Below are 23,095 nucleotides of genomic sequence, written 5' to 3'. Positions count from 1 at the left end.
CTGTAGCTCTTCACCTACAGCTCTTCATCTATAAAAGCGGGCGCAAGGGCTTTATACTCCTGCGCCCGTTTTGCTCTTGAGGACTTATCTCGTGTCCAATGTCGTTGCCGATCACCTTGTCTTGCTTGACCACTTGCGCAGCATCCTGGTCGCCGTGGGTGAGGCCGAACAGGTGCCCGAAGAAAGCCACGCCTTGTTCCTGGAGCGCTTCGACGAGTTGCGCGCGCAATTGCCCGTCGACCCGATCGAAAGCCAGTACCTGGGCCAGGACCTCCTGTGCCAAGTGATCGTGCGTTACCCACAGATCGCCCACCTGGTGCCTCGCGACCTGCTCTGGTACTTCGCCGGTGACTGCCTGCACTACATGCCTGACGAAGAAATCGCCCTGTACCAGGCCCTGGAAGAACGTCGCTTCGAAGCCGAGCAAAACGACGAGCCTTTCGACTGGAACCAGGAAAAGCAACTGCTGGCGATGTCGGACCAGGACAGCAAGCACTGATTGCGATCCGTCATGCGAAAGGCCCGCACGGTTAAACCGGCGGGCCTTTTTTTGGTCTTGCCGGAGTGTGTTGCCTGGATGGGCCTCATCGCGAGCGAACTCGCTCCCACAGAAGGTCATGATCAACCGCAGCCAGTGTGGGAGCGAGCTTGCTCGCGATGGGGCCCGTCAGAACAACCCATCACTTTCCGGCAACTCATAGTGCGCCGCGACCTTGCTGGAACGCTCCCCTCCCGCCACCTTGTTCAAGGTCGGCTCCTTCGCCAGGCACTCCACCAGATAATCAATGAACACCCGCAGCTTCGGTGGCAGGTAGCGGGTCGGCGAATGCAGCAACCACAAGCCACCGTGGTACGAAGCGAGGAACGTCCAGTCGGCCAACACCTGCACGATCAACCCCTGCTCCAAGGCGTGACGGGCGGTGAAATACGGCAGGCTACCGATGCCTATGTGCTGCAAGACCGCCCCCAACCGCACCCCCGTGTGATTGGCCGCGTAGCGTCCGCGTACGCCTACGGTGACCGACTTGCTGCCTTTCTTGAATTTCCAACGCGCGTCATTGGGCGATTCGCCCAAGTAAATGCAACTGTGCTCCAGCAAATCGTGGGGATGCGTGGGAACACCCTGTTCCGCCAGGTATTGCGGCGTGGCGCAGAGCAGGTGGTCAATAGTCAGCAACTGGCGCCCCACCAGCCCGGCCGATGGTTGATCGGTAATCCGGATGGCCAGGTCGACGTGATCATCGATCAGGTCGACTTGCCGATCCTCCAGGAACAACTCCACATCGACCTTCGGATAACGGCGCAAAAATTCAGGCATGTGTGGATGAATCACGAAACGCCCCACTGCCTTGGGCACGCTGACGCGGATGCGCCCTTCCGCTTCCTGGGTGAACTGGCCGCTGATTTCCATCACCGACCGAGCCGCGGCGACCATCTCCTGGCAGCGCTTGAACACCTCTTCCCCGCCATCGCTCAAACGCAACTTGCGGGTGGTGCGCTGCAGCAATCGGGTCGCCAGGGCCTTCTCCAGGCGAGAAATGCTGCGGCTGATGGCCGACGGCGATGAGCCTGACTGGCGGGCCGCTTCGGAAAAGCTGCCGGTCTCCACGACCTTGACGAAGACCGCCATTTCGGCGAGCAACGGCAACGGTAGATTTGTGCTCATGACGCAACAGTCCTTTGAAATTTGAACGGATTATCACCCTTTTCCACGCTACCTATAATCCCGTCACAATTTCTGATGTGGGTATGGACCATGACGCTTCGCCTTTTTTTCCATAGCGATGACCTCAAGGCCAACGTGGAAGTCCTGGACTGCAGCCCCCAGGAAAACGAATTCGCCGTGGTGCTGCGCGCCACCCTGTTCCACCCCAAGGGCGGCGGGCAGCCCTGCGACACCGGATGGATTGACGACGGCCAAGTACTGCGCGTCGTTCAAGACGGGCAACAGATCATTCATTACGTCGACCGCCCAGTAGCCCCGGGCATGGCCACGATCCGCGTGGATGAGCAGCGGCGGCGGCTGAATTCACGCCTGCACTCGGCCGGGCACCTGATCGGCCATTTTGCCGAAAGCCGTGGCTGGAAACCGATCAAGGCCCACCACTGGCCCGGCGAAAGCCGTGTGCAATTCCAGCCTGGGGAAAATCCTCAGGAACTGGACAGATCAATCATCCAGCAAGGCATCGATGAGTGGATTGCCGAGGATTTGCCTCGCCTGATCGCATTGCGCGAAGGCTCGCGAGAAGTCGGTTTCGGTGAGCTGTCTGCCTATGGCTGCGGCGGCACTCACGTACGGCGCCTGCAGGAACTGGGAGCAGTCACTATCGCCTCGCTTTCACAAAAGAAAGGCACCTTGTCGGTTCACTACCACGTGGACTGATACCCGCCGTGGCCCGCGGCTCTCGGGCCTACTCGCCCCAGACGGATCGGCCCCCCGGTCCTTGGCGTCGAGTACCTCGATCAGCGGCGCGTTCTGCTTCCCAGGTAACCCTTCATGCTTCTCCACTACCCACCACGAGAAAGGCTCTTTCCCTCATGGGCAGGTTTCTTCGCGCGCTCAAAAGAGAGGCACACCATGTCCGGTTCGCTCAAACTGCAAAGACTATCCCTTCTTCAATTGCCCATAGTGTTCACTCCTGAGGCCTGGCAGCGTGCAGTACTGCTTGAGCATGCAAATCACTCTGAAAAACTGCTGTTCGATCGACTGAGCAATGTATTGCGCGCAGCTTTCGAAACTCGCCGGGCCTATCCACACAACCCCTATGTGGTCTTCGAGGTCGCCCAAATCGGCTCAACGGATCACCCACACCACGCCCCGTTGCTGCGACTGAGCCTTAGCCTGATCCACGAGCCAGACCAGCCTGAGGCACTGCTGATAGCGCTTGCAGGAGAGCACCAGCGCTAAGCCGTAAAAAATATACACCACGGGGCGATCCTGATTTTTCGTCGCAAGGCGGCCCTCTTTCTCATGTAAATCTGTCACGCAAAAAACACGTAAAAGACAAATTATTGACGGCCATCCGATCACCAATTTTCCTTCCGTCACTTTTTAGTCGTTTTTTTGTTTAAGGCGTGGCGCTTTGCCATGCTTGAACTACCTTCAAAAAGAAGCGAGAACAAGGCAAGGGTAATCACCCTTCAGACGACCTGATTGACATCGGTCTCCTTGCTCGACAACCCGGATATTCCGGTTCCCATAAAGCTTTTTCGTAAGCTGCCTGCCGTTCGGTCAGGCCGGTGTAATGCGCCCGTTTGTTTGTAGCAACGAGGCCTGTGCCCGGACCGCTGAAGGGTTGGATGAAATAGAAGGGGCAGCCCGGGCCTCTCAAGTGATCCGTGGCACTGGTTAAGCCTAAGGATGGCCTCTCTATCGAGGATCACTTCATGACCCAGCGCACCGCCCCCGTTTTAAAACATTTCATTCATGGCCTGTTCTGGATGGGCCTTGGCCTGGATGCGGCTCAGGCCGCAGCGGCAAATTGTTCGCAACTGGACAATTTGCCGGCAACCTTCGAGGTCGGCCAAGGGCTCCAGAGCGAACTGCGTATCCTCGCCCCCGTGACGAAATTGGCTGTCGGCGACCCGAAAATTGCCGATGTGCAACCCAGTGGCAGCGATGCCTTCATCCTCACGGGCCTGGCGCCCGGCGCCACCAGCCTGATGGTCTGGACCGACTGTTCGAAAATACCGCGACAGAGCATGGTCTTTGTCAAAGGCCGGGCCACTGAGGCGCTGACGGGCGCTGCGAGCATGCCTTCCGAAGACCCGATGCTGCTTGCCCAGGTACAGACCGACATCCGTTTCGTTGAAGTCAGCCGGACCAAGCTCAAGGAAGCCTCGACGTCGATTTTCGGCAGCCGTGGCAATTTCCTGTTCGGCTCGCCGAGGACCTTGCCCACCATCGGCGGCGTAGTCCGGCCTTCATTGCCGGTCAATAACGACATGTTCAACCTGTCTTTCGCCACCGGTAAGACCCTGTTGATGATCAACGCCCTGGAAGGCAGCGGTTTTGCCTATACCCTGGCGCGGCCGAGCCTGGTCGCCCTCAGCGGGCAAAGCGCGAGTTTCCTGGCCGGCGGCGAAGTGCCGATTCCGGTACCCAGTGCCGGCAGCGACAATGTGTCCATCGAGTACAAGGAATTCGGTATTCGCCTGACCCTGACCCCCACCGTCATTGGCAAGAATCGCATCGCCTTGAAGGTGGCACCGGAAGTCAGTGAGCTGGATTTCACCAACGCGGTGAACATCGCCGGAACATTGGTGCCCGCACTCACCGTGCGCCGTACCGATACCAGCATCGCCCTGGCCGATGGCGAAAGTTTCGTCATCAGCGGCCTGATCAGCACCCGCAACAGCGCCCAGGTGAACAAGTTTCCAGGGCTGGGCGACGTGCCGATTCTCGGCGCGTTCTTTCGTGACAACTCCATCAACCGCGAAGAGCGCGAACTGCTGATGATCGTCACGCCGCACCTGGTCCAACCGTTGGCGGCCGACGCGCAACTGCCGACCTTGCCGGGTGAGCAACTGCGCAATTACGACCCGAATTTCTACCGTATGTACTTCCTCGAACATGGCGAGTTCGACAACCGCAGCGGGCTTTCCCAATGAGCCGGCGCCTGGTGTGCAACGCGTGCGACCTCCAACGGTTCGCCAAGGGGTATTCCATGAAAACAGTGATCGCATTAGCGGCGTCCTTGATGCTTGCCGGTTGTGCCAGCAGCGGCGTGGTGGCTTCACGCACGGCCGATTGCGCCAAGCCCGGGGCCGACCAGGAACTGGCCTTGAACATGGCCGAAGACATGGCCAACGAGGGCCGCTTATACGCCAGCCTGGCGAACCTCGAACGCTTGCCCGAGGACTTGGTCCAGGTCCGCCTGCGCAAGGCTCGGGTACTGCGCCTGATGGGCCGCAACGAGGCCGAACCGTTGTACAAAAGCCTGCTGGGGACATGCCTGGCCGCTGACGGTGAGCATGGCCTGGGTCAATTGGCGGCCGCCAGGAATGACAATTCGGCCGCCACGCAATACCTCGAACGCGCCGCGAAGATGGCCCCGACCGAAGGCAAGATCCGCAATGACCTGGGGGTTGTCTACCTCAATCAGCGACGCATTGCAGAAGCCCGCTTCGAGTTCATGACCGCCATGGAGCTCCAGCAGTCCGACACACTGGCCGCGCTCAACATGGTGACCCTGCTGATTTACCAGGACAACTGGAAGCAGGCCGCCGAGCTCGCGAACATGGCCAAGCTCAGCCCCCAGCAAGTGGCAGATGCCCAAGCCCGTGCCGAAAAAATCAGGGGTTCGGCCACTCAGGCAGCGACGTCACCCGCCAACCACCTGGCCGAGGTTGTCGATGTTTCAACCGGCGCGGTCAAGTAGAGCGTTACGAGGAGTTCAAGAAATGATGACCAAACAATTGATGATCGTGTGTATGGTGAGCCTGTCCACCGCCGCCTGGGCCATTGAGCCTGGCCCCTCCTCGGCCGCACAGCAAGGCACCGAGAGCTGGATGCAACTGCAGATTCGCGGCGTGGTGGCCTCCACCAACCTGCAAACCGCCTCGGCCGCCGAACGCGAGATGGCCATGCAGCGTTGGCTCAACAGCTTCAACTACCCGATCCCGGAATTCTTTGACCAGGACTCGGCAGGAGAAATCACCAGTAGCAAATGAACCACGCAGAAAACGAAAAGATCGCAGCCTTTGGCGGTACCTGCCTCCGAATCAGGACGGGAACTGTCGAAGGCTGCGATCTTTTGATTTGAACGTATCAATTGTCGCTTATGGCGAGGGAGTGACTGCCGCGTCTTCGACGCTGCGTTGTCGCGTGGGAACTGGAGCCACGCCCACGAAATCGGGTCTTTGATCGTTCCCACGCTGCGTGGGAATACATCCCCTGACGCTCTGCGTCACCTTGCAGAAGCGGAACGCGGAGCGTCCCTGGCGGCATTCCCACGCGGGAGCGTGGGAACGATCGAATCCAGACAACCTGACACAACGAGGTGTTGATCGCTCCCACGCTCTGCGTGGGAATGCATCCCCTGACGCTCTGCGTCACCTTGCAGAAGCGGAACGCAGAGCGTCCCTGGCGGCATTCCCACGCAGGAGCGTGGGAACGATCGAAACCTGTGGGAGCAAGCTTTGCTCCCACAGATCTGATGGGGTGTACGACCGGGAGAGCCAGGTCGGCTACTAGGCCGCCTCGGGGTGGACGTTGATCTCGGGCGCCCCGTTAACCACGATGGCCGAACGTAGGTATTGCGTAGTGGGCATCCCGGCATGGATGCCGGGATAGCCGCGCTGGGCCATGGATGGCCCTTCGCGGCGGGCCCACGGAGCAATGCCTTCGTTCGGGCATGCCGAGCCTAGGCGAGGCACCGAGTGGTGGGGCAAAAAGCGCTTTGCTTACTTTCGCCTGGGCCGGCTTCCGGATTTTCGAAAGTGAGTCGCCGTCAGGGCGAAACCCTAAGCAGCCGTTACCGCAGCAATGGACATGTACTCAGTCAACAAGAGCAACTCCAGCCGTCAGGCCGCCTTCGCGAGCAAGCCCGCTCCCACAATGGGCCTGTGGTGAACACAAGACTCATGGACACTCACCGACCTACATATTCCCGAAGGCCCTGAACACACCAATCATGGCCGGGCCGATGGCGACCAGGAAGAAGCTCGGCCACAGGCAGAAGATCAGCGGGAAGATCAGCTTGGTGCCGATCTTGGCGCCCATTTCTTCCGCGGCCTGGGTACGCCGGTCGCGAAACTCATCGGCGTAGATTCGCAGGGTATCGGCCACGCTGGTGCCGAAACGGATACTTTGCGCCAACAAACTGACCAGGCCCTGGATATCCTCCAGGCCGGTGCGCACGGCCAGTTGCTTGAGCGCCTCGGTACTGGTGATGCCCGCCCGGATCTGCGCATTGACCAACGCCAGTTCCTCGGCCAGCTCAACCTGGCTGACCGACATCTCTTCAGCCACCCGTTCAATCGTCGTGGGCAGGGCCAGGCCCGACTCGACGCAGACCACCATCAGGTCCAGTGCATCCGGGAACGCCGCGCGCAGCCGGCCTTGGCGCGCCTGCTTGCGTTTACCGACGTAGATCGCCGGCAGCAACCAGCCGATGCCTGCGATGAGGGTTACCGCCAGTAGACCAATGGCCACTGAAACCTTGACCATCGGCAGCAGCAACAACGCAATGCCGACCAGCAACAACGGCAACATCAGGCGCACGGCCCAATACATCTGCACGGCCGAGGCAGAGCGGTAACCGGCGTGGGTGAGCAAGGTCTGGGTAGCAGACGTGTGGGCCTGGTCGGTGGAGGCAAAACGTTGGCCGACCCGTTCCAGCAAGAGCTGCAGGTTACCCGGCGCCTCCTGCCCCGTCGTGCTTCCAGCGTAACCGCGCTTGATCAGCGCCAGGCGCCGCTGCACCGGATCCTGCAGGCCCAGCATCAAGAGCAGGAGCGCGACGGCCGCCAGCACCGTGCTCAGGCCAATCGCGGCGATGAACAACAGCCGTGCCAGTTCTTCGTTACCGGTCAACCGACTCAACAATCCGAGCAAAAAGTCCATGACTGAAACCTCTCGGCGCAACAGCGCTTAAACCTGGATCCGGATGATCTTTCTTATCCAGAAAATCCCGATCAACATGGCGCAGAACGCGCCGATGATCAGCTTGTGCCCTATGGGGTCATTGATCAGCACGGGCATGTAGCTGGGGCTGGTGAGCACGATGGCGATCGCCAGCACGAACGGGATCGCCACCAGCACCCACGCCGACATGCGCCCTTCCGCCGACAACGTCTTGATCTTGCGCTGGAACCGGAAACGCCCGCGAATCAGCCGACTCAGGCGCTCCAGCACTTCGGTCAGGTTGCCGCCGGTCTCGCGGTGGATGAGGATCGAGGTCACCAGCATCATCACCGTCATGCTCGGCATCCGCTCCAGCAGCCCGAGCATCGCCCGGCGCACGTCGTTGCCATAGTTGATGTCGGAAAACGTCATGCCGAATTCCTGGGCGACCGGCCCCTTGTGCTCCTCGGCGACCAGACGCAGGGTTTCGTTGAACGGATGTCCGGCGCGCAAGGCACGGCACATGGCGTCCAGCGCATCCGGCAAACCCTCCTCGAACGCGGCGAAGCGCTTGTTGCGGTCACGCAGGATTTTCAACACCGGCGCCCAGGTCAGCGCAAAGGCCGCCAGCAGTGCCATCCACCAGACCAACGAAACCATCAGCACCAAGGCACCGGCCGCCACCCCCAGGATCAGACCGAGCAGCATGACCCGATAAGCCCGGTATTCATGGCCGGCCTGCTCGATCAGTTGCGTCAGGTTGGCCATGAACGGCAGTTGTTCCAGGCGGGCTTCCAAGGGTGACAGACGCGTCAGGTATTTCTGCCGCAACACGGTCTGCATGTTGGGCAAGTGGTTGGCCTTCTCCAGCACGTGCAGGCGCCCACGAATACGCTTGCGCATTTTGCCGGCTTCGCCGAACACCGGCACCACCACGCCCTGGGACAGCAGGAACACGGCGATGAACACCATGCCAAGGAAGATCAGGATGAACTCACTGGGGATATTGTTCATGACGTGCGGCCCTCCATCCACTCAGGACGAAACAAGGTCAGCGGCAACTCGATGCCGCGCTTGGCCAGCACATCGCGGAAGGCCGGGATCATGCCGCTGGGCCGATATTCCCCGAGCACCTCGCCGTGCTCGCCGATACCCTGGCGCACGAAGGAGAAAATTTCGGTCATGGTAATGACCTCCCCTTCCATCCCGTTGATCTCCTGCATGCTCACCACGCGTCGCTTGCCGTCTTCTTGACGCTCCAGTTGGATCACCACATCGATGGCCGAGGCAATTTGTTGACGCATGGCCTTGATCGGAAATGTCGCCCCGGTCATCGACACCATGTTCTCGATTCGCCCCAGCGCATCCCGTGCGGTGTTGGCATGAATGGTGGTCAGCGAACCGTCATGGCCGGTGTTCATCGCCGTGAGCATGTCCATCGCTTCGGCGCCACGCACCTCACCGATGACAATCCGGTCCGGGCGCATGCGCAGGCTGTTTCGCACCAATTCCCGCTGGCTCACCTCGCCGCGCCCCTCGATGTTCGACGGCCGGGTTTCCAGGCGCACCACGTGGGGCTGTTGCAGTTGCAGCTCGGCCGAATCCTCGATGGTGACGATGCGCTCGTTGTGGGGGATGAAACTGGAGAGCACGTTGAGCATGGTGGTCTTGCCGCTGCCGGTCCCGCCGGAGATCAGCACGTTCAGGCGCCCGCGAACAATAGCCTTGAGCAGCAAGGCAATGGCCGGGGTCATGGTGCCGACCTGGATCAGGCTGTCGGTGTTGAGCAGGTCCACGGCGAAGCGCCGGATCGACATGCTCGGACCGTCGATGGCCAGCGGCGGGATGATCGCGTTGACCCGCGAACCGTCCTTGAGCCGGGCGTCCACCAACGGTGAAGACTCGTCGATACGGCGCCCCAGGCTGGACACGATGCGGTCGATGATGTTCAGCAAATGCTGGTCGTCGCGAAACCGCACGTCGGTGCGTTGCAGCTTGCCGAAGCGCTCGACATAGACCGAGGCAAACCCGTTGACCAGGATGTCGGACACGCTATGGTCGGCCAACAGCGGTTCCAGCGGCCCGAGGCCGAGTACTTCGTCGGTGATCTGCTTGATGATCAATTGCCGGCTGACGGTGCTCACTGGCGCCGAATGTTCCTCGAGCAGGCGCTGGCAGATATCGCGGATCTGCCGCGCGGCCTCGGCCTGCTCGAGGGCATCGAGCAACGACAGGTCCATGACCTTGAGCAGTTGCTGGTAGATCTTTTCCCGCCATTCGGCCTCCACGGGCGTGACCTGGCTGCGGGTTTCATACAGCACGTCCGGGATGGCCTGCTCCCAGGCCATCAAGGCGTCCGTCGGGTCCGGCAAGTCATCGCCGGGCTGGGCGCCCGCGGCGGTGCCAGGTTTGGCGGGCTGTTTGCGCAAGCGGTTACGAAAGTCGCTGATCATGGGTCATCCCCCGAAAAAACGGTTGAAGGCACGTTTAAGCAAGCCCTTGTCCGTGGCCATCTGGTGACCGACCAGGTCTTCGGTCAAATCGCGCAACGCAGCGGTGATTGCCGCCTTCGGCGCATGCAGTCCCAACGGCACGCCAGTGTTCTGACTCTGGCTGACCAGGTTGAAGTCATTGGGCAATTTCGACAGGTTCGTGCAGCGCAGGGCCTCGCCGATGTCCTTGAGACTGACGGCGGCGTTTTTGTCATAGCGGTTGATCACGATCTGCAACTGCTCCCCACGCACGCCCAGGTCTTCGCGAAGGATCCGCACCAGAGCGCTGGCATCACGCAGGTGGCTGACGCTCTGTTGCACCACCACGTACACCCGGTCCACCTGTTCCAGCACCGAGCCGGTGAGGTGATCGATCTGCCGCGGCAGGTCCACCACTACCCAGTCATAGCTAGCGCGGGCCAGTTGCAACAGGGCGTCGAGCTGCTCGGGTTGAGCATCCTGGGGCAGGCACAACTCACCGGCCCGGCCTCCCAGGACGTGCAGGGTCGGACTGAAGTGGCTGCAAAAACCCCGTAGCGCGACGCTGTCCATCTCATCGATCTGCTGCAGCACTTCCAGATGACTGTGGGACTGCGCCACGTCCAGGTAATGGGTCACGCTGCCAAATTGCAGGTCCATGTCCAGCAACAGCGTATTGCCTGCCCGGGCGCTGAGCTGCTGGGCCAGGTTGCACGCCACCAGGGTTCCGCCCGAGCCGCCCTTGGCGCTGATCACCGCGATCAGTTTCCCTTCGTTGCCGTTGCCGAGACGGACTTCCGCCACCAGGCGATTCAGCGCCGCCACCAGTTCCGTATCGGCGACGGGTTCGGGCAGCACATCCCGGGCACCGGCCTGCATCGCCAGGCGCATGCCCTCCTGCTCGCCCAAGGGACCGCACACCAGCATCGGCGGACGCTCATGGGCAGGGCGTTGCAGCAACGCCGACAGTTCCTCGCGCCACAGATGGCTGACGCGCAACAGCAGCAGGTCAGGCATGCGGTCCAGGCCGTAGAGCGGATCGACATGGCCGTTGCTGACCAGGCGCGTGCTGACCTCAAGGCCAGGCATGCGCTGGCAGACACATTGCAGGTCGCGCAGGGACGTAGCATCGCGACTGCTGATCAGTATCCGCAGCCCGGCTCTGCCGGTGGTGGTCGAAAGCGGATTTTCCCTGGTGTTCAGCATGGTGTGATCTCCCCGGAATCGGAATGACGCCCAAGGCTTTCGCGTGGCAAGGTTGCCCTGAACGTGGGCAAGGTAATGGGCACGCCCAAGCCGGGAATGAACAGGTTGAAAACAAAGTTCTGCACGCTCAGCCGGACATAGCGAATGGCTCGAAAGCCGGTGGCGCCGGACGTGTCGGTGGGGTTCGCTACCACGGCGCCGTTGACGTCCAGGTAGGTCAGCGCCAGGTTCGAGGTCGCCAGGTTGCTGATCAGTTGGCTGGTGCCGGCGTCCGTCGCGGCGTTGAAGATGGCCCGGCGCAAGACCACCGGATCGCTGACATTGCACACCGCCGCCAGCCGCGCACCACGGCGCGCCGCTTCATCCAGCGCATTGACCGTAAAGTACAGCCGGCCCATTTCCACCACGCCGAACAGCAGGATGAACACCAGCAAGCCCACGAAGGAGAACTCCACGATGTAAGTGCCGCGCATGTGCTTGTGATTCATCACAGCGCCCTCATGACAGTGGTCGCCACCAACTGGATGCCCAGTGGAATGGCATTGCCGAAAAAACCCGGGATCGAACCCGCGCAGTTGCCCGCGCCAATCACCGGGCAGAAGGTGTAGGTAATGGTGACGCGCACATGATCGATGCCCTCGGCGGCGACCTGCACATTCGCCGTGGTCAAGCCTGATACCACGGCGGTTCCCGTCGCGCTGGGCACGCCATACACCGCGACGTTTTTCGTCTGGGTCAGGAGCGTGCTGCCCAAGGCGACAGTGCCAAGGGTGGAGTTCCAGGCCTGGCTGGCGACGAAGCGGTCGGCATCGCGGCTGGCCTGCAACAGCACGTTGTACTGGTAGAGCATGCGGCCGAACTCGCCGAAGGCCAGCAGCAACAACAGCAACAACGGCAGCACCAGGGTGAACTCCACCAGCGCCACGCCTTGCTGGGCTTGCGCGGGTTTGAACTGAGAAAGTCCCATGACGCCTCCTACGAGTCGGTGCTCGGAGTGCCGCTGCCGTTGAGATAGGTTTTGTAGAGCTGGATGATCTGCGGGCCGGCATCGGTGGAGGGTGTAGGACCGGGTACGTTGTCGCCTTCGCACTCCTGGACGAACTGGCCAAAGATGATGGACTCCGAACCACCGCCGTCCACTGGCTGCACGACGAAGTAGCAGCCGAACCCCAAGACTGGAATCGACGTCGAGCCGCTCAGTTTCCCGGCGCAATCGCCAATCACGATCTTCAACATCCGGCGCTCGAAAACCCCGTTGCTTTGGCAACCGCTGGCGCCTCCCGCCACACAGGCGGCGACCTTGGCCCGCCAGTCGTTGTAGTCCTGTATCGCCTCGCCACCCGACGAGAGATCGCCGTTGCTCGAGGTAATGGGCTGGCCTTTGTATTGCGCCTGGGAGAGCGCATCGTTGTAGGTGATCGCCGGGGTGCCTGAGGCCGTGACCAGGTCCGGCGGGTAGTCCGAAGAACTGACCGGACCATTGTAGATACCGAAGCGCGTGTTCAAGCCCTGGGAAGTAGGGCCGGCTTTATTGCCCGGCGCCGTCTGGACGTTGCTCCCGACACTGCGGCAAACCGAGCCACCGCCGGCCAGGTCCTCCCGGACTGCACTGCCGCCCGAGCCGAAATCCAGCAATTGGAAATTGCCCGGCCCAATGGGCGATATATTCCCCGCCGCCGTCTTCAAGACCTCCAGGTCGCCAAATTGGTATCCCCAGAAGTTGCCGGCGCCAGGGTTGTATTGAGTGGGATCGCCACAGACCATCAACGGCGCCAGGTCACAAGGCGAGGTGGGGCTGGGACCTGCCGTTGCAATCGCCGCCACGCGCTTGTTGCCCAAGCCGGCGCTGCCCATCGTTTGCACGAAACTCCAGAAAAAACCGTTCAATTGATAACTGGACACCGACACCCGCACGTATTTGGCATCGGCAGGCCCGGGATAGGAGAACGGGCCGTAGACGCTGCTGGACAGTTCCACCACGGCAAACGCGCCCGGGTTGCCGGCGATCGCGGTGGCCAGTTCGGTGTTGCCGGCGGCGTTGGCATTTCTGTTCAACGTGTCCAGGGCCGCCGCGCGGGTGCTGCTGGCCATGTTGATGCCACCGCTCACCTGGCTCAGGGTCTTGGCCCCGCCCAAGGCCGCGGCATCCACCGCATTTTGCAGGCGCGTCTTGTTCAGCAGCATGTGCCCGCCATCCAGGGCCAAGGCCGCCATCATGGAAATCGCTACCAGCGCGATCACCATCAGTACACTCACCGCCCCTCCCTGGCGCCGGATATTGGCATTCATCATCGAGCCCTCATCTACAACGTTTGAGGATCGGCATCGCCACGGCCCCGACAGGCCTGGCATGGAGGCGTCATTCAGCGGACATTGATCACGCTGCTTTCAACGCCGCGGATCAGCGTGATCGCCCCGCCTTGCGGCTTGGCACTGCGTTGCACCACAGGTTTTGGCACCGGGGCGGCCGCCATGGCCATGACCGGCGCAGGGGCTGGCGGCGCAACGGCCACGGCCTTCTTCTCCAGGTTCAATGGGTTGCGCAGCGCCAGTTGCAGCTTGCCTTCGGTTTGCGCAGTAACCAGCGCTTCGGCTTCGGTGGCCGACATTTCCAGGGTCACGGCCCGTACTACCACCGGCTGGGTCTTGTCGGTGCCCGCCGTCTGGTCCACCGCCAGCACCCGCAGGTTTTCCAGGATGGTCCGGGACGTGGCGCTGTTGCTGCCGGCGCTGGTGGTCTTGGTCGCCAATACATCGACCCGGTTGCCCGGCAAGAGAAAGCCGCCCACGCCGACCACATCATCCACACGAACCGAAATGGCGCGTTTGTCCGGCGCGATCAGCGAAGCCAGGGTGCTGCCGCCCAAGTGCTCACTCAGACGCGCGCCCCGCACGATGTCGCCGCGCAGAATGTCGAAGGTGGCGATCTTGCCCACGGCCTTTTCGCTGGCATCGAAAGCGTCGTCCGGGATCGTATCCATGGGCATGCGCACCGTGGTGACTTGCTGGGCCTCGACCATTTGCCCGAAGGGGATTTCCACCGTGGCGACCACCACGCTTCGCAAATGATCATCGGGGGACGCGTTGAGTCGTGCGCTCAGCCAGGCGTCAGCCATCCATGCGGCACCAAGGCCCATTACCAGGGAAACGCCAATCAGCGGAAGCGTACGAGAGCTCATGTCGGTATCTCCAGATCAAAGGAAGTCGAGCTGAACGAAGTAGTTGTGCCAGGCCCATTCCAGCTCTTGCGGCAACAGGGGGCCGGAACCGCCCAGGTAACGCTGGCGATCGAGCGCCATGTTCAACAGGTCACGGGGGTGGCATGGCACCAGCGGCATGCCTTCGCTTGCATACAACCGCTGCAGGACATAGCGCACCAACAGCGGGTCATGCGGGATGCCCAGGCGCTCGCACTCCTGGCGCCAGATGCGCTCGTAATCATCGGGCTTGAGGTAGCCGAACTGCACTTTGTAGCCAATGCGCCGCAGGAAGGCCTCGTCGGCCAGTTCGAGGGGATTGAGGTTGGTGGAAAACACCAGCACCAGGTCGAACGGCAGCTCGCAATGCCGACCGCCGCCCAGGTTGATGAAGTCGCGCTTCTCCTCCATCGGCACGATCCAGCGATTGAGCAACTCCGCAGGGGCCATGCGCTGGCGCCCCATGTCATCGATGATGAACAGGCCGTTGCTGGCCTTGAGCTGCAACGCCGCCTGGTATTGCCGGGTGAACGGGTCATAGCGCACGTCCAACTGCTCCATGCTCAGCTCGCCGCCGGTGATGACGATCGGGCGTTTGCAGCACAGCAGCCGACGGTCGATGCCTTCGTTGAGCATCAGGTTGTTCGCTTGGCCATTGTCGTCCAGGCGCTGGTGCACCTGCGGGTCGTAGATCTCGATCACCGACTCGTTGATGACGATGGCATGGGGCACCCAGATGGCCTCGGCGAACAGCCGGATCAATCGGCTGCTCACATAGGTTTTTCCGGTGCCCGCCGGCCCGTAGATCATGATCGCCCGCCCGGAATTCAGGGCGACGCCCAACTGGTCGAGCATGCCTTGGCTCAGCACCAGGCCGGCCAAGGCCTGGTTCATGTCCTTGGCGGTGATGCGACCGTGGTGGATGGTCTGGATCTTGATCAGCGAGCGATACGTGCTCACCGGGAACGGCGCAGCGCCGATGTAGCCACTGCGGGCCAGGGCGTCACGGGCCGAACTGCGACCGCGCTCGGTGAGGCCATAACGCAGCGTCTGCCCACCGGTTTGCCCCAACTGGCCCAGCACTTCGACACGACCGTCCTTGCGCAGGAACGCCAGGACCTCCTCCAACACCGCGCCGGTCAGCGCCAGGCGCTCCACCAGCCGCGACATGTCCAGCACACCGGCGTCGTGCAGATGCTTGCACACCAGCTCACCCAGGAAACTGTCGGTCAGGCCTGTATCGCGAATGGTGCATGGCTGGGGTGCCAGGCGTTGTACCGCTTCCCGTTCGCTGGGGTAGGCATCGCTATCGTTGATGACGTGCATGACTAGACTCCCCAGCCGCCGGCAACCAGTTGCCAGTAAACGCTGTTCAAAGTGCCGATCAGGATCGCAATCGAATAGGGGAAGGGTTTGCCTGCCACTTCGTCCGAAGTCGGCGCCAGATAGGCCTGGGCTCGTACAATCAACCAGTAACGTCCAAGGGTCTGGAGCAGTTGGCCGCGGGCCAGGACGATCAGGAAACCGCACACACCGCCGGCGATCAGGCTGAACAGCGCCGCCCACAGTGCGTAATGAAAAGGCAGGAAGCTGCCGACCATGGCCATCAGCTTGACGTCACCGGCGGCCATGCCGCCGACGGCGTACATGGGCAGGAACAGCGCGAAACAGATCAGCATGCCCAACAGGCTGTCGCCCAGGCCACCGATCCCGCCGGTATACACCTGGCCAGCCAAGCCCAGGGCAAGGCCCAACAGGACCAGCGTGTTGGGGATGCGGTGGCGAAGCAGATCGCTCACCACCGCCACACCCAGCAGTCCCAGCAGCAGTACCGTCGACACCAGCAGTTCCATGGACATGATGCGTCTCCCTGGGGGGATTTTCGTTAGCAGGCGACGTTGCTATTGACGACCTGGCACAGTGCCCGGATCTTGGTATCCACGGCGCCGCCCAGAAGAACGAAGGCCGCCGCTACCAACACCGTGATCAAGCCACCCGCCACCGCGTATTCAACGATGGTCAGGCCGTCTTCATCTTTGGCGAACTTGCTGATCGAGTTGCTTATTGTCTGGAGAGTCATTTCATGAACCTCACGCGGGTCAGAAGTACTGTTACGAACTTGATGGGAGGGGACAGCGCGAAGTCCATTTGATTGATTCGTTGTACTCACTGCATGAGAGTCGCAAGCGGTTTTCCTTGAAAGTGACCGTGCCCCCTTCACTGCAAGTCGCCGCTGTCAGCAGGCAACGTTGCCGTTGACCGCCTGGCACAGCGCACGGATCTTGGTGTTCACGGCACCGCCCAGAAGCACGAACGCGGCGGCTACCAACACGGTGATCAACCCACCGGCCACGGCGTATTCCACAATGGTCAGGCCATCTTCATCTTTGGCGAACTTCAGCACCGAAGCCTTGATTGTTTGAAGAGTCATTTCGCACACCTCATCGGGTTGTTTATCAAGGGCAGTACATTGCGAACTGCCTGATGCAACCCTAGTCAGCAGGTGATCATTGCCGTTAGGAGGATTTTGCACATCGCTAGGATTTTTTTGCGTCGCACAGGACAGGTGCCGGGACGGGAAATCCAGCCCTGGGACAGCGGGAACGGGCGTCCCATGACGCCGGATGGCGCTAAACGATCGGACTTTTATAAAAATTTATTCGGCGAAATGATGGCACAGTGGCAATACTGCTAGCTAAAGGGCAGCAAGCACCTGTGGGTAGTCGTCCTATGGCGTCAAATCCGACTGCAAAGCCAAAGCTGTTATGGGTCGATCTGACCCATGACCGGTCCACCCCGGAACTCGTCTCCCTGTTCCAGGACACGTGCGACTGCACGCTGGCAAAAAACGCCATGCTGCCCAGCGCGGAACAGGTCGACATGATCTGCATCCATTTTGATCGCCCGGACACGCCGGGCCTGCGACGCCTGTTGGAGATCAAACGAACCGCTCCTGGCACGCCCATCACCATGTTCACCGTGCAACACTCCGAAGAGCTGGCGGTGTGGGCCATGCGCTCCAGCGTCTGGGAATACATGGTGCTGCCCTTGTCCGTCGCCGAGAAAAAGCGCTACCTCACGGCCGTGGTGCAACTGTGCGAGCTGCGCCGCAATGCCAATGGCCGAGCAAAGACCTCGCAGATCGACCACTCCCCGACCCTGCCGGACAGCATTCGCCTGACCGCCGGGCACCAGAAGCACCAGGCCCTCAGCCACATCATGCTGTACATCGACCAGCATTTTCGCGACAGCATCGATCAGCGCGACCTGGCCAAGCGTTGCGGCATGACGACGTTTCGTTTCAGCCGGGTGTTCAAGGAAGCCAATGGGCTCGGTTTCACTGACTACGTGCTGAACAAACGCATGAGCTTCGCCAAGGAGTTGCTCGATAACAGCCAGATGCCCATCACCAGCATCGGCTACGAGGCCGGCTTCAAGGACCCGTCCTACTTCGCTCGCGCCTTCAAGCAATACGCCAGTTGCACGCCCAGTGAATACCGTCTCGCGTACCAGATGCGCAACGCACATCCGGCACCGGAGCCGGCGGATGAGGCCGCCCTGGAAGCGATTGAAAACCTGGTGCACAGCCTTGAGGGGTAAAAGGTTTTGTACCGTTATCGCCATCTTTCCATAAGCATCCCCATTCGTACCAGAGCTAGACCGGACGCCCATGGCCGGGGAGCGACCTCGTCGATAGAGCACTCCCCCGCCTCTGCCTGACAGGCGCCCCGACTCACGGGGCGAGTTTTCTTCTCTCGATAGGAATGGACAGGACAATGCTGGTCCGCGTCTCACCGTACGCGTTGATTTTCGCAATAATGTCCTCGATCTCAGCCATGGACCTGGCGTAGATGCGGATCAGATAAGAGTCATTCCCCGTGATGTGCAGGCACTCGACGACTTCGGGTATGTCGGTGAGTGTCGCTATCAACTTGGCCTTCGCCGGCTTGAGGGTGGTGATGCCAACGACAGCCGATATGCCATACCCCAGCTTGGTTGGATCTAACTGAGCGCAATAGCCCTTGATGACCCCGGAGTCTTCAAGTTTGCGCAACCTGTCATTGGTGGCAGGAATAGAAAGCCCCGCGTGCTTGGAAAGCTCTGTGATGGAAATCCGACCACAGTCCTGTACCTTACCCAGGATTTTGACGTCTATACGATCCATGTGCGTTTTCCCCGGTTAAAAGTATAAATTTTAATGAAAAGCCCGCGTTTTTCATTAAAAAAAGCATGCACCAAAATAAAGCATGGCGCTAGTCTATTTCCAGCCTGAAAAACCTGAAAAGAATCCGGGCAATCAACGGCCCTGCTCTTTAGCGTGACGCACTCATAATAAAATATTCTCTCCAGGGATGGTGTTTGCATGGAAGATGAAAAGAAAAAGTGTGAAAAAAAACCTCACCCGCTCGTCCAGCACATTGGCACGCAAGTCCTAAGTCTCCGGCATTTCAAGAAAGATCAGTTACTGATGTACCTGATGGGCGTCGGTTTCTTTTCGTTGGGTGCCAAGTGTTTCATCATCAGCCAACTGGGTACTGACCCATTAGATGTCCTGATCATCTCGATCGATAAAATACTCATGCTGGGCATGGGCGTTTGCTCGGCTATCGTATCGCTGTTTTTCCTGACATGGTGGGTGCTCTGGAACAAAAAATACCCACCGATAAGTCCCTTCATTACAACGACGCTGACCGGGCTGCTGATCGATCTCTGGTCGTGGCTGGGGCTCGGGGAGTATTTGATCGTCAGAATGAATGAGTACGCGTTGTTGGCCTCGGGGCTGATGCTGTGCGCCTATTCCTCCGCTTTGATCATCATGAGCGGTATCGGCATCAGGATCATGGACCTGGTGGTATTGACCATGGTATCCAAATGGAACTGGTCGTTCACCAAAGCCAAAATGATTATTGAAATCGGCATCTTTTCGAGCGGTTGGCTTTTAGGTGGGCCCTTCGGTATCGGCACGATTGCATTTCTGCTGGTGATCGGCCCGCTTATTCAACCGTTCATGAACATGAATGCCAAGCGCTTTGCACTTAAAAACTATGGATTGATGAGCGCTTCATCCGCTTACTAATAAATCTACAACCATGACTGCCCTGCAGGGCGGCAGGATCGTTTCGCCTCGCCTTTTTAAACCGATGCTATTGATGGCAACTTCCATGATGAGGAGTGAAAGATGGACACTACAAAAAATAAAAACTGGACCTTGGAAAGCAGCCCGGCAAAACTGGAAGAAATACTCCCCGGGGGTGCTGTGAAGTGTCATCTTTCCCCGCGCAACTGTGTTATCCAGGAAGGCAAGTTAGGTTTTTGCAAAGTGCGCGGAAACCGTGGGGGCAGGCTCGTTACATTAAACTACGGTAAAGGCGTTCACAGCACCGAAGAGACAATCGAAACCGAAGCCGTTTTCCACTTTGCCCCGGGGGAGCGAATCTTGTCCCTGGGTAATATCGGCTGCATGCTCAACTGCGGTTACTGTCATAACTGGAAGACATCGCAGGCCAAGTACGTCACCGACAAGGACGTTTACTACTACACCCCCGAGCAGGTGGTGGAAACCGCACTCAAGCACGGCATACGCGTCATTTCCTGGACGTATAACGACCCCGTTGTCTGGCACGAATTCATCCTCGACACAGCAAAACTGGCCAAGGAAGCGGGCCTGATCAACCTCTATAAATCGGCATTCTTCATCAGCGAAGAGGCCATTGATGAGTTATTGCCGGTCATCGATATTTTCTCGATTTCGCTGAAATCCATCTCCCCGGAATACTACCGCAAGGTCACCACCGGCTGGGTAGAGCCCGTTTTGGCAGGTATCAAGAAAGTCTATGACGCCGGCAAATATGTCGAGGTCAGCACCTTGATGGTGACCGACATCAGCGACGACGAGGAAACGGCCAGGAAAATCAGCCAGTGGGTCTTGGATGAACTGGGCCCGAACGTACCGCTGCACTTCGTCAGGTTTCACCCCGATTACAAAATGAGCAACAGCATCCGTACGCCTGTGGACAGGCTCCTGAAGGCTCGGGACGTTGCTCGGAGCATGGGCGTTGAGCATGTCTACCTGGGTAACGTGAATGACGTCGAAGGGACCAATACCAGTTGTAACCACTGTAACGCCCTGCTCGTTACCCGTTATGGCCTGAACGCTGAAATCATCGGTCTGGACAGCAAAGGATGCTGCTCTCAGTGCGGACATGATGCGCATTTCAAATTGCTGGGTGAACACCAGGCGAACGCCCCTGTCGAGTTGCGCGAGGACGCGTTGAGCGCCTACGAGAAGCGAAAGTTCGAATGGCACGGAGACATTGTCTCGCTGCACGCCCAAGTGCTGAATACCGAAGACTTCGAACAGACCGTCTACCTGCGACGCAATTATACGGACGGGCACAACAGCGATTGGAAATCACTGACCTTGCGCCCCCATGAAAGCTATCGATTCATCGTTGCCAAGGCTCGTATCGATGAAACAGGCCCTGAAGTCTGGCTCCCCAACGGCGTGAACTCGAACCTTCATGAAGTCTTCGACAGGGCCCACTTCCCGACAGAGTCGATTGAAGAAATCGGTATTTCGCAAAATGACATCACCCCGACCGTGGGTTACGAGGGTAAGCAAAACATGTATGAACAGGTCATCAAACTGGTCAGCCAAGCATGAAAGTGTCTACTGAAATACTTCATATCAAGGTGGATGACCGGGACGCCCACCCTTCGGTAACGCCTATTTATCAGTGCAGCGCTTTCAACGCTGACTCGGCCTTCTTCTACTCAAGGAAAGCCAACCCCAACGTGACGGAACTGGAACAGGTCGTCGCGTCCCTGGAGGGCAGTGAACATGCCCTGGCCTACAGCACCGGGATGAGCGCGATCTACATGGTGTTGGAACTGTTGAAACCGGGTGCTTCGCTGGTCATCAACAAATACATCTATGGCTGCTCCTATAAATTGTTCCAGCGCTATGCGGCACGTATCGGCGCACACCTGACGATTCTGGACCTCACCACGGCAGAGGGGCTGAAGGCCTTGCCGGCGAACGTCGACATGGTCATTTTCGAAACGCCGACCAATCCCTTCCTGAAAGACATTGATATCCATGGGGTCAGCAGGGCCGTCAAGCAACACAACCCGCAGGCGCTGGTGGTCGTTGACAATACCTGGGCCACACCGATATTTCAGAAGCCGTTGAATTTTGGCGCCGACATTTCCCTGTACAGCGCAACCAAATACTTCTCTGGACACAGCGATGTCATGGGCGGCCTGGTGCTGGTCAACAATGAAACGATTTACAACCGTCTCCTTGAGGGTCGCTTTTATTCAGGCACGATACTCACCCCCAATAGCGCCTGGTTGCTGCGTAGAAGCATGCAGACGTTCCACCTGCGCATGGAAAAACACAGCCAGACGACGGCAAGCATGTTCAACTATCTGCGCGAGTTGCCTTTTATCGAGCATGTCTATTACCCACGCATCGATGGCCAGCAATTGACCGGTTATGGCGGCATTGTGTTTGTTGATATTCGGCCCGATCTGGTGCCCTTTTACAAAACGTTCACCAGCGCGCTCAAATGGTTTGGCACAGGCACCGGAATGGCCTGCGTGACCTCGATGGTCGCCCAGCCCTTCAGTGGCAGCCACGCCTCGATGACGGATCAGGAAAAAGCGGACATGGGCATCGAGAAAGGCCTGGTTCGATTGTGCTTTGGCCTGGAGGATCTTGAAGACCTCAAGGAGGACCTGCTCCAGGCATTCGAATCCATGGAAAGCAAGGTCGATCAGAAAAGCTCACTCAATCCTGCATAGCGTGTCATCACAAGCAACGAGCCTTCAGTGGCTCGTTGCTTTTTTTTATGGAGAAGCGAAAGTGTCCAGCGCATTCGAAAACCCGATATTCGAAGACCCCACCCTGAACGTTATCCACCTTCTAAACTCCATCGCCCAGGAAAATCCGGAGGCCATTTCACTGGCCTCCGGTCGACCCGATGACCAGCAGTGCGACCCGTCGCTCATCGACCGGGGCCTGGCCCAGTACAAACTTCACGTTGCCGGCACGGGGCACTCACTGGCGACGCTGCTTTGCCAATATGGAAAAACCTCGGGGATCATCAATGAAACAATCGCCACCTATTTGCAGGCGGATGAAGGGATAACAGTCTCCAACCCTGAAAGCATCGTGGTGTGCCTGGGGTTCCAAGAAGCCTGTACCTTGACGCTCCTGTCCATTTTTGAAGGCGGTGGGATTTTATTGGTGCCTGACCCGGTGTTTTCAGGGATCACGGGCATCGCAAAACTGCTGGGCATAAAAATGGTTCTTCACGGAATCCCGGGAAACACAGAAACAAGAACGCCGATTTGATTGATGATGTTCGTGCGAGCAAACACATCTAACAAACCGGCGTTCTTATGCGCGATATTAATACTTTCCTTCCTTTTTGGGAGGGCTTTTCTGTCGTCACGATCAAGCCTGATGGCGACGCGCTTCAGATCGACCTGATTCCCCATCCCACCCGATTCCCATCCTGCGGCGGGTGCCAGAAAACCTGTTCAAGCACTCATGAGTATTGCGAGCGTACCGTTCGTGACTTGCCGATTCTCGGTCGTGCGGTACGCCTCCGCGTTTTGCTCAGGCGTGTTGGCTGTCGTGACTGCGG

The 23,095-nt window shown here is 59.3% G+C and carries 26 protein-coding genes; 12 read left to right on the top strand and 14 right to left on the bottom strand.

Features of this window, described 5'->3' with window-relative positions:
• Positions 1 to 91: 91 nt before the first annotated feature.
• A complete protein-coding gene (locus tag BLP82_RS13310; RefSeq protein WP_003204309.1) occupies positions 92 to 499 on the top strand; it encodes a PA2817 family protein in 408 nt (135 codons plus the stop codon).
• Between the two features lie 168 nt (positions 500 to 667).
• On the opposite strand, the gene BLP82_RS13305 is transcribed toward BLP82_RS13310, so the two are convergent.
• A complete protein-coding gene (locus BLP82_RS13305) occupies positions 668 to 1,666 on the bottom strand; it encodes a LysR family transcriptional regulator (protein ID WP_092168455.1) in 999 nt (332 codons plus the stop codon).
• 90 nt (positions 1,667 to 1,756) lie between these two features.
• Here BLP82_RS13305 and BLP82_RS13300 point away from each other — a divergent pair, with 90 nt between their 5' ends.
• From BLP82_RS13300 to BLP82_RS13280, 5 genes are all read left to right on the top strand, one after another.
• Entirely contained in the window at positions 1,757 to 2,383 is a 627-nt protein-coding gene (locus BLP82_RS13300) for an alanyl-tRNA editing protein (RefSeq protein WP_092168452.1), read from the top strand.
• Positions 2,384 to 2,578: 195 nt separating this feature from the next.
• On the top strand, positions 2,579 to 2,908 hold the full coding sequence (locus tag BLP82_RS13295) for a hypothetical protein (RefSeq protein ID WP_092168449.1): 330 nt from the start codon (positions 2,579 to 2,581) through the stop codon (positions 2,906 to 2,908).
• Between the two features lie 479 nt (positions 2,909 to 3,387).
• Positions 3,388 to 4,611, top strand: coding sequence for a type II and III secretion system protein family protein (locus BLP82_RS13290; RefSeq protein ID WP_060741210.1), 1,224 nt, complete (start codon positions 3,388 to 3,390; stop codon positions 4,609 to 4,611).
• A 56-nt stretch (positions 4,612 to 4,667) separates the two neighbouring features.
• The gene (locus BLP82_RS13285) at positions 4,668 to 5,381 is read left to right on the top strand and encodes a tetratricopeptide repeat protein (protein ID WP_092168735.1); all 714 of its coding nucleotides are present in this window, start codon (positions 4,668 to 4,670) and stop codon (positions 5,379 to 5,381) included.
• 22 nt (positions 5,382 to 5,403) lie between these two features.
• The gene (locus BLP82_RS13280) at positions 5,404 to 5,673 is read left to right on the top strand and encodes a DUF3613 domain-containing protein (protein ID WP_053123871.1); all 270 of its coding nucleotides are present in this window, start codon (positions 5,404 to 5,406) and stop codon (positions 5,671 to 5,673) included.
• A gap of 928 nt (positions 5,674 to 6,601) precedes the next feature.
• Here the strand turns inward: BLP82_RS13280 and BLP82_RS13275 are convergent.
• The 12 genes from BLP82_RS13275 to BLP82_RS13220 form a co-directional block, all read right to left on the bottom strand.
• Positions 6,602 to 7,567 (bottom strand): type II secretion system F family protein, encoded by a 966-nt coding sequence (locus tag BLP82_RS13275; protein WP_072406368.1) that lies wholly within the window; start codon positions 7,565 to 7,567, stop codon positions 6,602 to 6,604.
• A 27-nt stretch (positions 7,568 to 7,594) separates the two neighbouring features.
• On the bottom strand, positions 7,595 to 8,581 hold the full coding sequence (locus tag BLP82_RS13270) for a type II secretion system F family protein (protein ID WP_092168446.1): 987 nt from the start codon (positions 8,579 to 8,581) through the stop codon (positions 7,595 to 7,597).
• The gene (locus tag BLP82_RS13265; protein ID WP_092168443.1) at positions 8,578 to 10,020 is read right to left on the bottom strand and encodes a TadA family conjugal transfer-associated ATPase; all 1,443 of its coding nucleotides are present in this window, start codon (positions 10,018 to 10,020) and stop codon (positions 8,578 to 8,580) included. The genes BLP82_RS13270 and BLP82_RS13265 overlap by 4 nt, the downstream gene beginning before the upstream one ends.
• 3 nt (positions 10,021 to 10,023) lie before the next feature.
• Positions 10,024 to 11,244, bottom strand: coding sequence for an AAA family ATPase (locus tag BLP82_RS13260; protein WP_092168440.1), 1,221 nt, complete (start codon positions 11,242 to 11,244; stop codon positions 10,024 to 10,026).
• Positions 11,238 to 11,732, bottom strand: coding sequence for a TadE family protein (locus tag BLP82_RS13255; RefSeq protein WP_060741203.1), 495 nt, complete (start codon positions 11,730 to 11,732; stop codon positions 11,238 to 11,240). Before BLP82_RS13255 ends, BLP82_RS13260 begins: the two co-directional genes overlap by 7 nt.
• Entirely contained in the window at positions 11,732 to 12,211 is a 480-nt protein-coding gene (locus tag BLP82_RS13250) for a TadE/TadG family type IV pilus assembly protein (protein ID WP_060741202.1), read from the bottom strand. The genes BLP82_RS13255 and BLP82_RS13250 overlap by 1 nt, the downstream gene beginning before the upstream one ends.
• An 8-nt stretch (positions 12,212 to 12,219) precedes the next feature.
• Complete coding sequence (locus BLP82_RS13245) at positions 12,220 to 13,536, bottom strand: TadE/TadG family type IV pilus assembly protein (RefSeq protein WP_092168437.1); 1,317 nt, start codon at positions 13,534 to 13,536, stop codon at positions 12,220 to 12,222.
• Between the two features lie 71 nt (positions 13,537 to 13,607).
• On the bottom strand, positions 13,608 to 14,423 hold the full coding sequence (cpaB, locus tag BLP82_RS13240) for a Flp pilus assembly protein CpaB (protein ID WP_092168434.1): 816 nt from the start codon (positions 14,421 to 14,423) through the stop codon (positions 13,608 to 13,610).
• Between the two features lie 15 nt (positions 14,424 to 14,438).
• Positions 14,439 to 15,767 (bottom strand): P-loop NTPase family protein, encoded by a 1,329-nt coding sequence (locus BLP82_RS13235; RefSeq protein ID WP_092168431.1) that lies wholly within the window; start codon positions 15,765 to 15,767, stop codon positions 14,439 to 14,441.
• A 2-nt stretch (positions 15,768 to 15,769) separates the two neighbouring features.
• Entirely contained in the window at positions 15,770 to 16,300 is a 531-nt protein-coding gene (locus BLP82_RS13230; protein ID WP_092168428.1) for an A24 family peptidase, read from the bottom strand.
• A gap of 26 nt (positions 16,301 to 16,326) precedes the next feature.
• On the bottom strand, positions 16,327 to 16,521 hold the full coding sequence (locus BLP82_RS13225; protein ID WP_060741197.1) for a Flp family type IVb pilin: 195 nt from the start codon (positions 16,519 to 16,521) through the stop codon (positions 16,327 to 16,329).
• Between the two features lie 156 nt (positions 16,522 to 16,677).
• Positions 16,678 to 16,872 (bottom strand): Flp family type IVb pilin, encoded by a 195-nt coding sequence (locus BLP82_RS13220; protein WP_008070254.1) that lies wholly within the window; start codon positions 16,870 to 16,872, stop codon positions 16,678 to 16,680.
• Between the two features lie 299 nt (positions 16,873 to 17,171).
• On the opposite strand from BLP82_RS13220, the gene BLP82_RS13215 reads away from it, so the two are divergent.
• Positions 17,172 to 18,041, top strand: coding sequence for a response regulator transcription factor (locus tag BLP82_RS13215; protein ID WP_092168425.1), 870 nt, complete (start codon positions 17,172 to 17,174; stop codon positions 18,039 to 18,041).
• Between the two features lie 133 nt (positions 18,042 to 18,174).
• Here the strand turns inward: BLP82_RS13215 and BLP82_RS13210 are convergent, their stop codons facing one another.
• A complete protein-coding gene (locus tag BLP82_RS13210; RefSeq protein ID WP_060741195.1) occupies positions 18,175 to 18,606 on the bottom strand; it encodes an Lrp/AsnC family transcriptional regulator in 432 nt (143 codons plus the stop codon).
• Positions 18,607 to 18,804: 198 nt separating this feature from the next.
• Here BLP82_RS13210 and BLP82_RS13205 point away from each other — a divergent pair, with 198 nt between their 5' ends.
• The 5 genes from BLP82_RS13205 to BLP82_RS13185 form a co-directional block, all read left to right on the top strand.
• Complete coding sequence (locus BLP82_RS13205; protein ID WP_060741194.1) at positions 18,805 to 19,518, top strand: YczE/YyaS/YitT family protein; 714 nt, start codon at positions 18,805 to 18,807, stop codon at positions 19,516 to 19,518.
• Positions 19,519 to 19,620: 102 nt separating this feature from the next.
• Positions 19,621 to 21,105: an AmmeMemoRadiSam system radical SAM enzyme gene (gene amrS, locus BLP82_RS13200; RefSeq protein ID WP_092168422.1), complete on the top strand. Its 1,485-nt coding sequence runs from the start codon at positions 19,621 to 19,623 to the stop codon at positions 21,103 to 21,105.
• On the top strand, positions 21,102 to 22,247 hold the full coding sequence (locus BLP82_RS13195; RefSeq protein WP_092168418.1) for a trans-sulfuration enzyme family protein: 1,146 nt from the start codon (positions 21,102 to 21,104) through the stop codon (positions 22,245 to 22,247). Before amrS ends, BLP82_RS13195 begins: the two co-directional genes overlap by 4 nt.
• Positions 22,248 to 22,308: 61 nt before the next feature.
• Positions 22,309 to 22,800, top strand: coding sequence for an aminotransferase class I/II-fold pyridoxal phosphate-dependent enzyme (locus BLP82_RS13190; protein WP_256576596.1), 492 nt, complete (start codon positions 22,309 to 22,311; stop codon positions 22,798 to 22,800).
• 47 nt (positions 22,801 to 22,847) lie between these two features.
• On the top strand, positions 22,848 to 23,095 hold a 248-nt coding region (locus BLP82_RS13185; RefSeq protein WP_170842310.1), incomplete at its 3' end, for a transposase family protein.

Origin of the sequence: Pseudomonas sp. NFACC37-1 (genome assembly GCF_900101575.1) — a bacterium.
Classification (GTDB): domain Bacteria; phylum Pseudomonadota; class Gammaproteobacteria; order Pseudomonadales; family Pseudomonadaceae; genus Aquipseudomonas; species Aquipseudomonas fluorescens_AA.
This window is presented reverse-complemented; position numbering and strand designations above follow the sequence as displayed.